Origin of the sequence: Tardiphaga robiniae (genome assembly GCF_013359755.1) — a bacterium.
Lineage (GTDB): Bacteria > Pseudomonadota > Alphaproteobacteria > Rhizobiales > Xanthobacteraceae > Tardiphaga > Tardiphaga robiniae.
Genome location: NZ_JABMCJ010000092.1, coordinates 1 through 13,353 on the forward strand (window position 1 = coordinate 1; position 13,353 = coordinate 13,353).

Annotated in this window: 10 protein-coding genes; 4 read left to right on the forward strand and 6 right to left on the reverse strand. The window is 61.0% G+C overall.

Translation table 11 applies throughout. The features are described from left to right. Positions 1-577: 577 nt before the first annotated feature. Positions 578-1,579, reverse strand: coding sequence for an NADP-dependent oxidoreductase (locus HP556_RS21950; protein ID WP_120288202.1), 1,002 nt, complete (start codon positions 1,577-1,579; stop codon positions 578-580). Positions 1,580-1,813: 234 nt separating this feature from the next. Here HP556_RS21950 and HP556_RS21955 point away from each other — a divergent pair, with 234 nt between their 5' ends. Together HP556_RS21955 and HP556_RS21960 are read left to right on the forward strand one after the other, a co-directional pair. Beyond that, positions 1,814-3,109, forward strand: coding sequence for a dicarboxylate/amino acid:cation symporter (locus tag HP556_RS21955; RefSeq protein WP_175368530.1), 1,296 nt, complete (start codon positions 1,814-1,816; stop codon positions 3,107-3,109). Positions 3,110-3,117: 8 nt separating this feature from the next. Beyond that, on the forward strand, positions 3,118-4,038 hold the full coding sequence (locus HP556_RS21960; protein WP_175368835.1) for an amino acid ABC transporter substrate-binding protein: 921 nt from the start codon (positions 3,118-3,120) through the stop codon (positions 4,036-4,038). Between the two features lie 178 nt (positions 4,039-4,216). On the opposite strand, the gene HP556_RS21965 is transcribed toward HP556_RS21960, so the two are convergent. Together HP556_RS21965 and HP556_RS21970 are read right to left on the reverse strand one after the other, a co-directional pair. Continuing rightward, positions 4,217-5,536 (reverse strand): bifunctional folylpolyglutamate synthase/dihydrofolate synthase, encoded by a 1,320-nt coding sequence (locus tag HP556_RS21965; RefSeq protein ID WP_175368531.1) that lies wholly within the window; start codon positions 5,534-5,536, stop codon positions 4,217-4,219. After that, positions 5,529-6,536: an ATP-grasp domain-containing protein gene (locus HP556_RS21970; protein ID WP_175368532.1), complete on the reverse strand. Its 1,008-nt coding sequence runs from the start codon at positions 6,534-6,536 to the stop codon at positions 5,529-5,531. Before HP556_RS21970 ends, HP556_RS21965 begins: the two co-directional genes overlap by 8 nt. A gap of 374 nt (positions 6,537-6,910) precedes the next feature. On the opposite strand from HP556_RS21970, the gene HP556_RS21975 reads away from it, so the two are divergent. Together HP556_RS21975 and HP556_RS21980 are read left to right on the forward strand one after the other, a co-directional pair. Beyond that, positions 6,911-7,684 (forward strand): ferredoxin--NADP reductase, encoded by a 774-nt coding sequence (locus tag HP556_RS21975; protein ID WP_175368533.1) that lies wholly within the window; start codon positions 6,911-6,913, stop codon positions 7,682-7,684. Between the two features lie 212 nt (positions 7,685-7,896). Continuing rightward, the gene (locus HP556_RS21980) at positions 7,897-9,537 is read left to right on the forward strand and encodes an FMN-binding glutamate synthase family protein (RefSeq protein ID WP_175368534.1); all 1,641 of its coding nucleotides are present in this window, start codon (positions 7,897-7,899) and stop codon (positions 9,535-9,537) included. Between the two features lie 103 nt (positions 9,538-9,640). Here HP556_RS21980 and HP556_RS21985 read toward each other — a convergent pair whose 3' ends face one another. The 3 genes from HP556_RS21985 to HP556_RS21995 all read right to left on the reverse strand — a co-directional run bounded on the left by HP556_RS21985 (position 9,641) and on the right by HP556_RS21995 (position 13,312). After that, on the reverse strand, positions 9,641-11,626 hold the full coding sequence (locus tag HP556_RS21985) for a carbohydrate porin (RefSeq protein ID WP_338117602.1): 1,986 nt from the start codon (positions 11,624-11,626) through the stop codon (positions 9,641-9,643). Between the two features lie 412 nt (positions 11,627-12,038). Further along, on the reverse strand, positions 12,039-12,299 hold the full coding sequence (locus HP556_RS21990; RefSeq protein ID WP_089266312.1) for a hypothetical protein: 261 nt from the start codon (positions 12,297-12,299) through the stop codon (positions 12,039-12,041). A gap of 191 nt (positions 12,300-12,490) precedes the next feature. Then, positions 12,491-13,312 (reverse strand): creatininase family protein, encoded by an 822-nt coding sequence (locus tag HP556_RS21995; RefSeq protein ID WP_120288209.1) that lies wholly within the window; start codon positions 13,310-13,312, stop codon positions 12,491-12,493. Positions 13,313-13,353 lie beyond the last annotated feature (41 nt).

Genomic DNA, 13,353 nt, shown 5'->3' on the forward strand with positions numbered 1-13,353 from the left:
CGACCAAGTCAAAACGCGTTCGGCCTAGTCGCTTGAGGCTCCCTTCCCATCGCCTTGGGACTTTAATTCGCGATCGGAGCGTTCGTCGAGGCAAAGTGTAAGCAACCGAAAAAACACCGCAGGCGGAACGTCGGGCACTGGCTCGGCGCCTCCGAAAGTCCTGATGCATTCACTATTGCGGAAGACCGCATTCGCATCAGGCCCAAGGGTGCATCGGGCACCCGGCGTTCCGCACGCCCTCTCACAAGGGGGCGGGGATGCAAGCGACGACGGCGCCCCCGCGCCGCAAACAATGGGGGCGATGACGCATGTCTGAAGGGCAGTGGCTGTTTGACATTCACATCCGCGATGACGCGCAGGCGTCAGAGGAATCCCTCCCCCAGCGCGAAGCGAAGCTTCGCTAGGCGGGGAGGGTCGGCCGAACGAGGCGATGCGGAGCATCGACGAATTGGAGGCCGGGGTGGGGGTGCCCCACGTGAGAGCGTCGCTTGTGGCACCCCCACCCGACCGGCCAAGCGGCCGGCCACCCTCCCCGCAAGGGGGAGGGATAAGAGAGAAGCCCCGCTACACGATCTCCCTACACCTTCACCATCCGCTTGCCCCGGTTCTCACCGGCCAGCAGACCGATCAGTGCCTGCGGCGTGTTCTCCAGCCCGTCGATAACGTCTTCCTGGACCTTGAGCTTGCCGGCGGCGACCCAGGACTGCAGATCGGTCAAAGCCTTTTCGCGCTGGTTCATGTAGTCCATCACGATGAAGCCCTGCATGATCAGGCGTTTCACCACGATCAGACCCGGCACGCCGCGTGGGCCGGTCGCCGAGGGCGCGCCGTCATATTGCGAGATGGCGCCGCAGCAGGCGATGCGGCCGTTGAGATTCATTTGTGCGAGACAAGCCTCGAGAATGTCGCCGCCGACATTGTCGAAATAGACGTCGATGCCACCCGGCGCTGCCGCCTTCAGCGCCTTGAACACCGCGCCGTCCTTGTAGTCCACCGCGGCATCGAAGCCGAGTTCTTTGGTTAGCCAGTCGCATTTGTCCTTGCCGCCGGCGATGCCGATCACCCGGCAGCCCTTGATCTTGGCGATCTGGCCGACGATGGAGCCGACCGAGCCGGCCGCCGCCGAGACGACGACGGTCTCGCCTGCCTTGGGCTTGCCGACGTCCAGCAGGCCGAAATAGGCTGTAAGTCCGGCGATGCCATAGACGCTGAGCAGGTGCGTCATCGGCTCCATTGATGGCATCTTGTTGAGATGCTTGGCTGGCACCGCCGCGTAATTCTGCCAGCCGGTGTCGCCGAACACGATGTCACCCGGCTTCAGCGCAGGAGACTTCGACGACACGACTTCGGCAATGCCGCCGCCCGCCATCACCGTATTGGCCTCGACCGCAGCGCGATAGGTCGCGCCATGCATCCATGCGCGATTGGCAGCGTCGAGCGAGATGTAACGCACGCGCAGCAGCGCTTCGCCATCTTTCGGCTCGGGAATCTGGCCCTTTGATAGTTTGAAATGCTCGGGCCCCAATTTTCCTGTGGGCTTTTCGACGAGCAGCACCTGATGATTGACGGTGTCGGTCATGGCCGTTGTCTCCTTGTTTCTTCCTGTGTCGAAACTTGTTGCAGTCGCCGCGTACAAAACAATCAGACTGCACAGTTTTTGTAGTTGGCGATGACGCTATGCGGCAGCGCGGCATTCCACAACGGCTATTTGCCGCCTGATGATACCGAAACGGTACGCGGCTGACGAAGCTTGTTGCGCGCTCTGATCAATATGACAGACTGTCGCAGTTGGGAATGTGTAACGGGGGACGGTATGTCGAACAGGTTTACGCAATACATTCTGATCGCGATGGCGCTGGGCATCGTGATGGGCTCGCTGGTTTTCAACTATTTACCCGATAGCCGCGTCGAGATCGCGGCCGACGTCAATCTGATCGCCATGTTGTTCCTGCGCCTGATCAAGATGATCATCGCGCCCCTGGTCTTCGCCACGCTGGTCGGCGGCATCGCCCATATGGGCTCGGGCTCCAAGCTCGGCCGCATCTTCGCCAAGACCATGGGCTGGTTCGTCAGTGCCTCCTTCATCTCGCTGCTGCTCGGCCTCGTGATGGTCAACCTGTTGCAGCCCGGCGCGAATTTCCCGGGAACGCTGCCGGCTGCGGGGCAATCGACGGGCCTGCCGGTGTCGGCTTTCTCCATCGAGAAATTCCTGACCCATTTGATCCCGACCTCCATCGCGGACGCGATGGCGCAGAACGAGATCCTGCAGATTGTTATCTTTGCCGTGTTCTTCGCAGTTGCGATGGGCGCCATGCCGGAACGCTCCAAGCCGATGCTGCAACTGATCGATGACCTCGGTCACATCATGCTGAAAGTGACGGGCTATGTGATGCTGTTCGCGCCGCTCGCGGTGTGGGCGGCGATCATGGCGACCGTGTCGAAGAATGGCCTCGGTGTGTTGTGGAAGCTGATCGTCTTCATGGGCGGTTTCTATCTGTCGCTGGCGATCCTGTGGGGCATTCTCGTGGTGGTCGGCTTCATCGTCATCGGGCCGCGCTACAGCCATCTGCTGCGGTTGATCCGCGAACCCTTGATGATCGCCTTCTCCACGGCAAGTTCGGAAGCGGCCTATCCGAAGACGCTGGAAGGCCTCAACCGTTTCGGGGCCTCGTCGCGCATCTCCAGTTTCGTGCTGCCGCTGGGCTACTCGTTCAATCTCGACGGCACGATGATGTATTGCACCTTTGCGAGCATTTTCATTGCGCAGACCTATCACATCGAAATGTCGCTCGGCACGCAGCTCGCGATGCTGGCAACGCTGATGATCACCTCGAAGGGCGTGGCCGGCGTGCCGCGGGCCTCGCTGGTGGTGATCGCGTCGACGCTCAGCCAGTTCAACATTCCCGAAGCGGGCCTGTTGATGATTATGGGTATCGACACCTTCCTCGACATGGGCCGCAGCGCCACCAATGTGATCGGCAATTCGCTGGCCACGGCCGTGGTGGCGAAATGGGAGGGCGAACTCGCGCCCGAACATGAGCTCGGTCCCGACGATGTGGTGCCCGGCGACTTGATCCCTGGAGAAGTCCCCGCCCTCGGACATGGTTGAGGCCGATGATGCGCCAGGCATGGACGACAGCGATATCGGGCGGGTTGTTGGCAGCGTGGCTGCTGACAACCGGCGCCGTGGCACAGACCGCGCGGGAGGGGCTTAGCCCCACCCTTGCCGCGATCAAGAAGTCGCGCACCGTTAAACTGGGTTATCGCGAAAGCTCACCGCCGTTCTCGTTCCTTGATCGGGCGGGTCACCCGATCGGCTACAGTCTCGAACTCTGCGAAGCCGTGGTCGAGGATATCGGCATCGAGGTCGATGATCACGCACTCAGGATCGAATATGTCAAGGTCACGTCGGATGATCGCATTCCCGCCGTGCTCGACGGCAAGATCGATCTCGAATGCGGAACGACCACTGCCAATGCCGAGCGGCGCAAGCTGGTCGCGTTCTCGCCATTGATGTTCGTCGCCGGTACCAAGCTGATGGTGCCGAAGACGACGAGCGCGGTCGCGCCGACCGACTTCAAGGGCAAGACCATTGTCGTTACCAAAGGCACCACCAACGAGCAGGCGATGCATGCGGTCGACAAGAAGTTCAATCTCGGCCTCAACATCGTAGTCTCGCCCGATCACGAGCAGAGCTATCAGATGCTGGTCGACGGCAAGGCCGATGCCTTCGCGACCGACGATATCCTGCTGTCGGGTCTGATCGCGCGGCACAAGTCGCAGGACAAGTTCCGCGTCGTCGGCGATTACCTGTCCTACGATCCCTACGGCATCATGTTCCGCAAGGGTGAGCCGCAGCTTGCGGCTGTTGTCGAGCGCGCGTTTCGCCGGCTTGGCTCGAACCGTGATCTGATCCCGCTCTATAACAAATGGTTCGTCGCACGCCTGCCGACCGGCGAGCGTATGGGTGTCTCGATCTCGCCGCAGCTGGAAGAGAGCTTCAAGGTGTTGGACGATTCAGCGGGCGGGACGAATTGAGGCTTAGCGTTCTTCATTAGGTCGATGGTACTATCAAATGTCGTCCCCGCGAAGGCGGGGACCCATACACGCCGATTTAAAGATTTGGCACTGTGGCTACGGCAGTTTCTAACCTCAGGCTCGGAGGTTATGGGTCCCCGCCTTCGCGGGGACGACAGCTGAGAGGCCGCTCAATCTCTCAAAAAAACACCAGATCCTGCGCCTTGCCGCCGCGCAGCACCGTGGCATATTCGATCGCCGCAAACAGTCCACCCGCCACATAGATTTTGCGCGGCACGGCGCGAGCGAGTTGCTGGCTGAGGCGCACCGCGTCTTCCATGGCATTGGCCACATGAATGCGCGCCGCCGGATGAGCCTTGCGCGCCGCGGCGCCCACCACGCGCGCGTCTGCGCCCTTGTGATAGGCGCGGGTGCACACGATCGTATCGAAGACGGGCGCGAGATGCTTGGCGATATCGTCGACATTCTTGTCGCCGGAGACGCCGAGCACGAGCAACCAGTTGTCGTCGCCGTGGATGGCGCGAAGGCTCTTCAGGGCCTGCGCCACGCCATCGGGCGTATGGCCGACATCGATGACAGTCAGGGGATCGCGCTGAACGATCTCGAGCCGTCCTGGCCATCTGGTATCGCGCAGCCCGGTCCGGACCGCGAGATCGATGGCGCTGGTGGTCGCATCCGGATGCATGCGCTGCATCCAGAGAATGAACAGCGCAGCTGCAATGGCAGCATTGTTGAGCTGGAACTCGCCGGCCAGCATGAGTTCGAGCGCGCGCAGATCGAATGCGCCCAGCCGGCAGTTGAAAGCCTGGGCCTTGGATGATGCAAAGACGTTGCTGATCGTGATCTCGCCGCCGATATGCAGGCCGGTGACGTTGCGGTTGCGATTGTACTCGGCGAGATTGCCGCGCATGGGCAGGCAGTTCTCACCATAGACGACGGTGCCGCCCGAAATGCATGCATCGCTCTTGTCGCAGGCGATCAGCTCCAGCGAGTTGCCGAGCAGGTTGACGTGTTCGAGATCGACCGAGGTGACGCAGGTGATGTCGGCGCCGACCAGCCGAACTGGATCGTAGCGTCCGCCGATGCCCGCCTCGAACACGGCGAATTCGCATTCGGTCTCCTGGAAATACAGGCAGGCCAGCGCGAACTGCGCCTCGAAGGCGCCGAAGGTTTCATGCAGCGTGTGCTGCTTGAGATCTGCGATGGCAGTGGCCACGCGCAGGACGAGGGCTTCCAGCAACTCGTCATCGACGGGTACGCCGTCAATCTGGAAGCGCTCATTGAAGCGATAGAGGTGCGGTGACGTGAACAAGCCTGTCCGCAGGCCGAAAGCGCGTCCGATGCTGGCGCAGAACGCCGCGGTCGAGCCCTTGCCGTTGGAGCCGGTGACGACCACGGAATGTTTGCGCAGCCTGACACGGTCGATGGACAGCGCGTCGAGCAGCATCGCCAGCCGGGCGAGGCATAGGCCGTCGCCATATTTGGGCAGGTTAAACATCGAGCAGGCCGATCGCCGTAAATGTATGCCGCCAGATGCGCAGGATCAGATCCTCGCGGCCGCTGTCTTCGAGAAAGCGGATCGAGGGATTGGCATTGACCTCGATTACGCGCAAGGCCGCAGCATCGCCGTCGATATCCGTAAACAGGTCGACCGCGCCAGCGCGCAGGCCGAGCGCCTTGGCGGCCTGCAGCGCCATCGCAAAGGCAACAGTTTCGTTGCCCGGCGCCGCAAAGCTCATGCTGCCGCCTGCACTGCGATTCATCCGGCCGGGAATCGCGCGCCGCTCGCCGTATGGCAGCACGCGATCGAGGGAGGTGTCATCGAGACCTGTGGCGGCCGACGAAATCCCGTGGCGGTCCAGCGCGGACGTCTCCGCGGCGATCAATTGCCTGAGCGTCGCTTTGCTGTCGCCCGTCACAAAGGGCGCCGTCTTCTGCGCGCAATACACGACCTCGTCGTCGAGGATGAACACGCGATATTCCTGGCCGGTATAGATGCGCTGCATCAGGATCGCGTCATAATACTGCGCGACCTGCTTGAGATAGGCCATCAGCGCGTCGCCGCCCGTGACAATCTCCGCAAAGTCGCCGCGCGATCCCATCAGCGGCTTGATGAAGGCCCGGTCGCCGAGTTCGGCGAAATGCCAGACGGCGTCAGCATGTTCGTGACCGGGCGGGCGATGGGCGCGATAACGCTCATGCAGGAAGAAGTATTTCCCGCCCAAAGTCGGGACGCCGGCGCGCTCCATCAGCACATTGGCGAAATACTTGTCATTCGCCAGCGTCGCAGCCGTGGCGTTGTTCTGCGGAAAGAACGAGCCGCGTCCGGCGCCGAAGGATGCGCTTCTGCCGTTGCGGCCGACAGTGAAGATCAGGCCCGTTCCGCCATCGACGTCGGCGAAATCCAGCCTGAACTGGCGGCAAGCGTATTCGGCATAGATCGACTGGTCGGGATAGGATGGGGGCTTTCCAGCCCGGATGTCGCGAAGGGATGTCATCAAGGACCAGGCCGACGATTGAACGAAAAGCCGCCTGCGACGACTTTAACGAGGTGGCCGGAAACTACCGGATCGGGATCGGGTGATCCAGCCGGATACCATTAACGGTGTCCGGCAAGAAACTGAACGAAACCTCCCATATCGGGTAATTTAATGTCGCGGCCAGATGGGCTGCTGCTGCATGGGTAACCTGCTTTGGAAATTAATCGACCGCCTCCCTCAGTCCGCAATTGCACTTCATGGCTACTTTGACTAATTGTCATTCGCAGCTGCGAGAACCAAAATTAGCCAATAGCCGCAATGGTTTCTCGGCATCGTGACGCGGCAAACAATGGACTTGTTCTAAAAAAGCCCGCACTGGAAAATCAGATCTCATGAGCGCCTTTCACAGAGAGAAAGTTCTTTCCGTCCAGCATTGGACCGATACACTTTTCAGCTTCAAAGCCACCCGCGACACCTCGTTCCGCTTCCAGAACGGCCAGTTCGCCATGATCGGCCTGGAAATCGATGGCAAGCCGCTGCTGCGTGCCTATTCGATGGCCAGCGCGAACCATGAGGAAGAACTCGAGTTTTTCTCGATCAAGGTACCGGATGGCCCGCTGACCTCGCGCCTGCAGAAGATCAAGGAAGGCGACACCATCCTGGTCGCGCGTAAGGCGGTGGGCACGCTGGTCACCGACAGTCTGCTGCCGGGCAAACGCCTTCTCATGCTGTCGACCGGCACCGGTCTCGCGCCCTTTGCCAGCCTGATCAAGGATCCCGAAGTCTATGAGCAGTACGAGCAGGTCGTGCTGGTGCATGGCTGCCGGCAGGTCTCGGAGCTGGCCTATGGCGAGCGCTTGGTCGAACGACTCCAGAAGGACGAGCTGTTCGGGGAGCTGATGAAGGACAAGTTCACCTATTATCCAACGGTCACCCGCGAGCCCTTCCGCAATCGCGGCCGCATCACCGACCTGATCGAGTCCGGCCAGATCTTCAAGGATATCGGCCAGGGCCTGCTCGACATCACCATCGACCGCGTCATGCTGTGCGGCAGTCCGGCGATGCTCGAAGACCTGAAGGTCATGTTTGAGAAGCGCGATTTCACCGAAGGCAGCGGCAACAAGCCCGGTCATTTCGTGATCGAGAAGGCTTTCGTCGAGCGCTAAGGCAGCCCGACACCATCGAAATGCACTGCACTGCAAAACCCGCGCTCCGGCGCGGGTTTTGTCGTCTGGGTCCCTCGCTTTTTGCAACGATTCATTGAGCGTGGCCCGATAGATTGGGCATTCTGGCGCGATGCTCTGCGGCAACGCGCTTGTGATGTTTGCGTCATCGGGTCTGTGTAACGCTAGCGCCATTCATGTCAGGCAGGATTTTTATGGAAACGTTGATGCTTCCCCTCTCGCCGCGCTTCATCGTTTTGACGATCTGCGGGGTCGCAACCTTGCTGCTGGTCGGCATCGGCATTCACGACCCGAAAGTCATCCCTCTCGTTGTCATCCCGGTCATCGTCTTCGGCGGCCTGACCGTGCTTGGCATTCACGACGTGCTCCAGAAGGACCATGCGGTTCTGCGCAACTATCCGATCTCGGCGCATATCCGCTTCCTGCTCGAAGAAATCCGTCCGGAGATGCGGCAGTATTTCTTCGAGAGCGAAAAGGATGGCATGCCGTTCAGCCGCGACACCCGCGCGGTGGTCTATCAGCGTGCCAAGATGGTGCTCGACAAGCGTCCCTTCGGCACCCAGAAGAACGTCTACGAAGAGGGCTATGAGTGGATGCACCATTCGGTCGCGCCGCGGCCGCATGCGACTGAGCAGTTCCGCATCACCATCGGCGGCCCGGATTGCCTCAAGCCTTATTCGGCTTCGGTACTGAACATCTCGGCTATGAGCTTTGGTGCACTCAGCCCCAATGCGATCCGCGCGCTGAATGCTGGCGCCAAGCGTGGTGAATTCGCGCATGACACTGGAGAAGGCGGCGTCAGTCCGTATCATCAGGAGAACGGCGGCGACCTGATCTGGGAGGTCGGCTCCGGCTATTTTGGTTGCCGCACGCGTGATGGCAACTTCGATCCCGACGCCTTCGCGAAGCTTGCCGTCAACGATCAGATCAAGATGGTCGAGCTCAAGATCAGCCAGGGCGCAAAGCCGGGCCACGGTGGCGTGTTGCCGGCGGCAAAAGTGTCGGAAGAAATCTCGCGCATCCGCGGCGTCGCCATGGGCGAGGACTGTATCTCACCAGCCTATCACAAGGCGTTTTCAACACCAATCGAGATGATGGAGTTCATCGACAAGATGCGCCGTCTGTCCGGCGGTAAGCCCGCCGGCTTCAAGCTGTGCATCGGTCATCCCTGGGAATTTCTCGCGATCTGCAAGGCGATGCTGCAGACCGGCATCTATCCGGATTTCATCGTGGTCGATGGCAATGAAGGCGGCACGGGCGCGGCGCCGCTGGAGTTCATGGATCATTTGGGCATGCCGATGCGCGAGGGCGTCAACTTCGTGCACAATGCGCTGATCGGCATCGGCGCGCGTGACCGCATCAAGATTGGCGCCTCCGGCAAGATCGCAACCGCCTTCGATATCGCCCGCGCCATGGCGCTCGGTGCCGACTGGTGTAATTCGGCGCGCGGCTTCATGTTCGCACTAGGTTGCATCCAGTCACTGAGCTGCCACACCGATCGTTGCCCGACCGGCGTCACGACGCAGGACCCCACGCGCAATCGCGCCCTCGCTGTGCCTCAGAAGACCGATCGCGTTTACAACTATCACGAGGCGACGTTGCATGCGCTGGCTGAGCTGATCGCGGCAGCCGGGCTCGCTCATCCGCAGGATATTCGTCCGATCCATTTCTCGCATCGCGCCTCCAGCACGGATGTTCTGTCCTTCACGCGGATGTATCCGGCGCTGCGCCACAACGAGCTGGTCGATGGCACCGGCGACAAGCGCTTTCGCGATGCATGGGAGATGGCGCAAGCGGGCTCGTTCCTGCCGGCGGCCCTGGAACGTTCGGCCTAGATTATCGTAGCCCGGATAGCGCTGCGGTATCCGGGACCGTGCGTGTGGCGATCCCGGATTATCGCTGCGCTCATCCGGGCTACAAACGGCGCAGGATGTGTCGTCAGAACTCGCCGTGCAATCGGCCTGAGAAGATCGAGACCGGCCCGCGATCCTTGTTATAGGCAGGGTTCGCAATCAGCTGGTAGTCGGCCGTGAGGGTGAAGTTCTTGTCGATGGCATAGGCGTAATAGGTTTCGAGAATGCGCTCGGTGCCGTAATTTAGCCGTCCGTCGCCGATCAGCAATCCGTTGCCGCCAGCGGCGAGGAAGTCGCGATGCGCAGCGGACAGGCCGTTGATCGCGCCGCCAAGGCCGATCGTGTCATTGGCGCGGCCCCAATGGCTACCCTTGATCGAGACGCCAGCAGAGACGCTGCGGTCGATATCGGTGAAGGACAGGATCTCGTTCTGGCCATCGTTCCAGCTGACGCGGCCGAAGATGCCGACGTCAGTGGCAACCTGCTGCTCACCGTTGACGTAGAAGCCGTATTTATCGCTGGCGCGGCGGATCGAGGACATCACGTCGTTGATATCCAGCGTGGGATCATTGGCCTCGATCGCCAGTGCGCCGCGATAGCTGCCGGTATTGCCGCGATTGATGAAGGCACCGACGCGCAACTTGCCGGGCTGGTCGAAGATCTGGTGACGCTCCTCGAATTCGACGACCGCGCCGCCAGTCTTGAAGGTCAGGACGTCGTTGTTAGGCTGCGCCGGCACTTGAAACAGGCCGGCTCGGATCGCCCACTCCTTGCGGTTCAGTTCAACGATGGCGCCGCGGGTGAAGCCCGGCAGGTCGGCTGGAAAGTCGTAAGCGGCCGATGACCACATTGCCCAGTTCATGAAGTCGGCGCGCGGATCCTTGGCGTAGGAATTGCCATCGAAGAAATCACCCACCGCGAAGCGTCCGACCGTGAGCGTGATGCGGTCGATATCGCGCTTGCCTGCCAATTGATTGGCGGCGTCGGGGACGTCTTCCTGCTCGCCGCCGAGGCCAAGTGTCTGGCGGAAGTAATAGCGCTGCATCCGAAAGCGCGGAAACGGCGCGCCGCCCTTTTGCGCCTCGCCATTGGGGAAGCCGGCGAGGCCGAGCGTGGAGTTGAGGCCGAAGCCCTGCGCCAGCTCGGGATTGAGATAGAGCTCACCGCCCTGCCACAGTCGCCAGCCGAGGAACGCCGTCGTCGTAAAGGTCTCGCGCCCTTGGCCGCCGCCAGGAAGGCTGTTGGTGCCTTCATAGGGCGAGCGAATCCGCGGATAGGCGGACGCGATGAAAGTGGTCTGGGCGTGAACGTTCCAGTCTGTCGATTCCGGCAGCACAATCTTGCCGGTGATGGGAGCTGACGGCAACCACGGCGGCGTGTCCCACAGCCGATAATTCAAGCCGACTTTGACGGTGTGAATATTCGGATCAACGCTCACATTCGGCAGCCCGGCATTGCCGAGGTCATAGGTCTGCCGCATCAAATCGAGATAGGCGTATTCGGCCTTCGCGGTCCAGTTGCCGCCAACGGCAAATTCGACGCCCGCGCCGGCGGTCCAGCCGAAACGGGTGCGGGTCGCTGATGATATGAGGTCGCCGTCGGCATCATTGAGATTGAGCTTGGTGCGTCCCCACGCCACGCCACCGGTGAAGTAAGGCATCAACGCGCCGAAGGCGTAGCCGATGCGGCCACGTGCGGTCGCAAAATAGTCGAAGGTCGTATGGAAAGGCGCTGGCATCAACCGCGCTGCGTCCTGCGGACTGCTGAACGTGGCGTCGGCCTCGAAGCCCAGCACGACGTTGTTGCTGAGCTGCCTGTTGTAGCCGATCTGGTAGCCGCCGATCAGGCCGGTCGGCGAAGGCGGCAGGAAAACGCCCTGCGCGGGCAGCGGATTGCTGCCGGGACCAAAGCTGCCGCCGCCATAGCCGATGTGACCGCCGAGATAAAACCCGGTCCAGTCGTAAACCAGGCGGGGCGCTTTCAGCGCCATGCCGGGCGAAATATCGGCCGCGATCGCAGAGCCATCGAACGCCAATGCGCCCAGCGCAAAACCGGCCAAAACGCGCTTCACGACAATACTCGCGATCGGTCGGGGTACTTCATGCGGCCGTCATTTCTCACTCTAGGTCGCCGCTGATCATGCGACGAACCGTTTGATATTCCACAAAAATAGTCGATTCGCCCATAACGTTGGGGGTATCGAGGGTCGTCATGAGACAAAACGAAACAGAACGAGCAACCTGTCGACTCCCTGACTATAATTGCAACTAATTCGCAATAGCAAGAAGCAACTGGAGAAGCATGTTTCAGTGGCAGCCGATCATGACGGTTGGATAACAGCAGCTGGCCGGCACGGCTCGAAAGGCATTTGGCGAGCGCAAAAAAAATGACCCGCTCGGGGGGACAACCGAGCGGGTCTGGTGCGACACGGGGTGGATGAGGCGCCCGTGTCGGACGCAAATCCACGTCAGTCGATCAAGAGATTAGTAGTTGCAGGTCCGGACGCGGCCGACATAGTTGCCGTAGCCGTCATACTGGCGGACCCAACCGCAGCGATATCCGTAACCGTAGTAGCCGTTATTGGCGGCAATGGCGCTGCCGACGACTGCGGCGCCGACTACACCGGCAGCGATGCCGAAGCCGATGCCCGGGCCCTTGGCCTGAGCCTGCTGGGACGATGCCACGGTGCCGGCAGCGGTGAGAGCAACGAGTGCGAAAGCAGCAATCTTGGACTTGATCGACATGGGATAACTCCATCCTGTTGAAGTGCAGCCATCGTGGCCTGCATGCCAATCAGTCGGAGCCCAAACGGATCGGGTTCGAGACCAGGTCGAACTATTTGGTTTCAGGCAAATTCTTTTGGTTTCAGAATCGTGTCGTCATCCGCGCGGAATATGTCGTCGTGTGAATCGCGCAATCCACGGTTAACCACATCTCACGCGTCGGCATCCGGTTCGCGATCAAACGCTGTCACGTCGAAGCGATGCATGTCCGCGAGTAGTTCGCAGAACGCTTTTGAGCCATGTGCCAGCAGTTTCTCGCCCTTGTCGGCTGATGCCTGCGTGGCGTCGCCAATAGCGCCGCTGGGATGCAGATCTTCGGCCTGCCACGCGAATGGCGCGGGCCGGCTTGCGGACAGCCAGCGATAATTCTTCTCCATTGCAATCGCCGACGATGCGAAGTTTGCGATCTTGTCGTTGCGCACATGCTGCGGATAGCGCGCCAGCATGATCGATGTTTCCACGGCGCCGCCATGAATCCCGTGACGCAATTCTTCGTCGGTGAACAGGCCATCCGGCGCACCGAACCGATTCCATCCGGTGGTGGCGACCAGCATGCCGTATTCGGCGCGCAAGTCCTGCGCCGCGAGCGTCATCGCTGCGCTGTTGCCGCCGTGACTGGTCACGATCACGAGTTTCTGAACACCAGCGCGCGCGACGCTTTCGCCGATCGCAGTCCAGGTCTGCAATGCGATCTCGGTCGGCAGAGTCAGCGTACCGGGAAAGGCGAGGTGCTCGGTTGAAATGCCCACAGGTTGAAGCGGCAGAAATGTCGCCGGAATATCGGCGGGCAGCAGGCGCTGGACCTCTGCAAGATAAGCCTCCGCAATCATGATGTCCGTGCCGAGAGGCAGATGCGGTCCGTGCTGCTCGGTCGCGGCGAGCGGCAGCACTGCAATCCAGGAGGCCGGATCGCTCTGGGCGATGTCGGGCCAGTGAATGGCAGTCCAGTCGCGGGGCGGCATGTTGGCAGTCATCGAGGTGCGTTTCTTTGGTCAATTTTGCAGGGTAGTCTGGC

Bases quoted from the DNA above. Each gene is read 5' to 3' on its own strand.
- HP556_RS21950 (WP_120288202.1), bottom strand. From the start codon at position 1,579: ATGACCGACACCGTCAATCATCAGGTGCTGCTCGTCGAAAAGCCCACA.
- HP556_RS21955 (WP_175368530.1), top strand. From the start codon at position 1,814: ATGTCGAACAGGTTTACGCAATACATTCTGATCGCGATGGCGCTGGGC.
- HP556_RS21960 (WP_175368835.1), top strand. From the start codon at position 3,118: ATGCGCCAGGCATGGACGACAGCGATATCGGGCGGGTTGTTGGCAGCG.
- HP556_RS21965 (WP_175368531.1), bottom strand. From the start codon at position 5,536: ATGTTTAACCTGCCCAAATATGGCGACGGCCTATGCCTCGCCCGGCTG.
- HP556_RS21970 (WP_175368532.1), bottom strand. From the start codon at position 6,536: ATGACATCCCTTCGCGACATCCGGGCTGGAAAGCCCCCATCCTATCCC.
- HP556_RS21975 (WP_175368533.1), top strand. From the start codon at position 6,911: ATGAGCGCCTTTCACAGAGAGAAAGTTCTTTCCGTCCAGCATTGGACC.
- HP556_RS21980 (WP_175368534.1), top strand. From the start codon at position 7,897: ATGGAAACGTTGATGCTTCCCCTCTCGCCGCGCTTCATCGTTTTGACG.
- HP556_RS21990 (WP_089266312.1), bottom strand. From the start codon at position 12,299: ATGTCGATCAAGTCCAAGATTGCTGCTTTCGCACTCGTTGCTCTCACC.
- HP556_RS21995 (WP_120288209.1), bottom strand. From the start codon at position 13,312: ATGACTGCCAACATGCCGCCCCGCGACTGGACTGCCATTCACTGGCCC.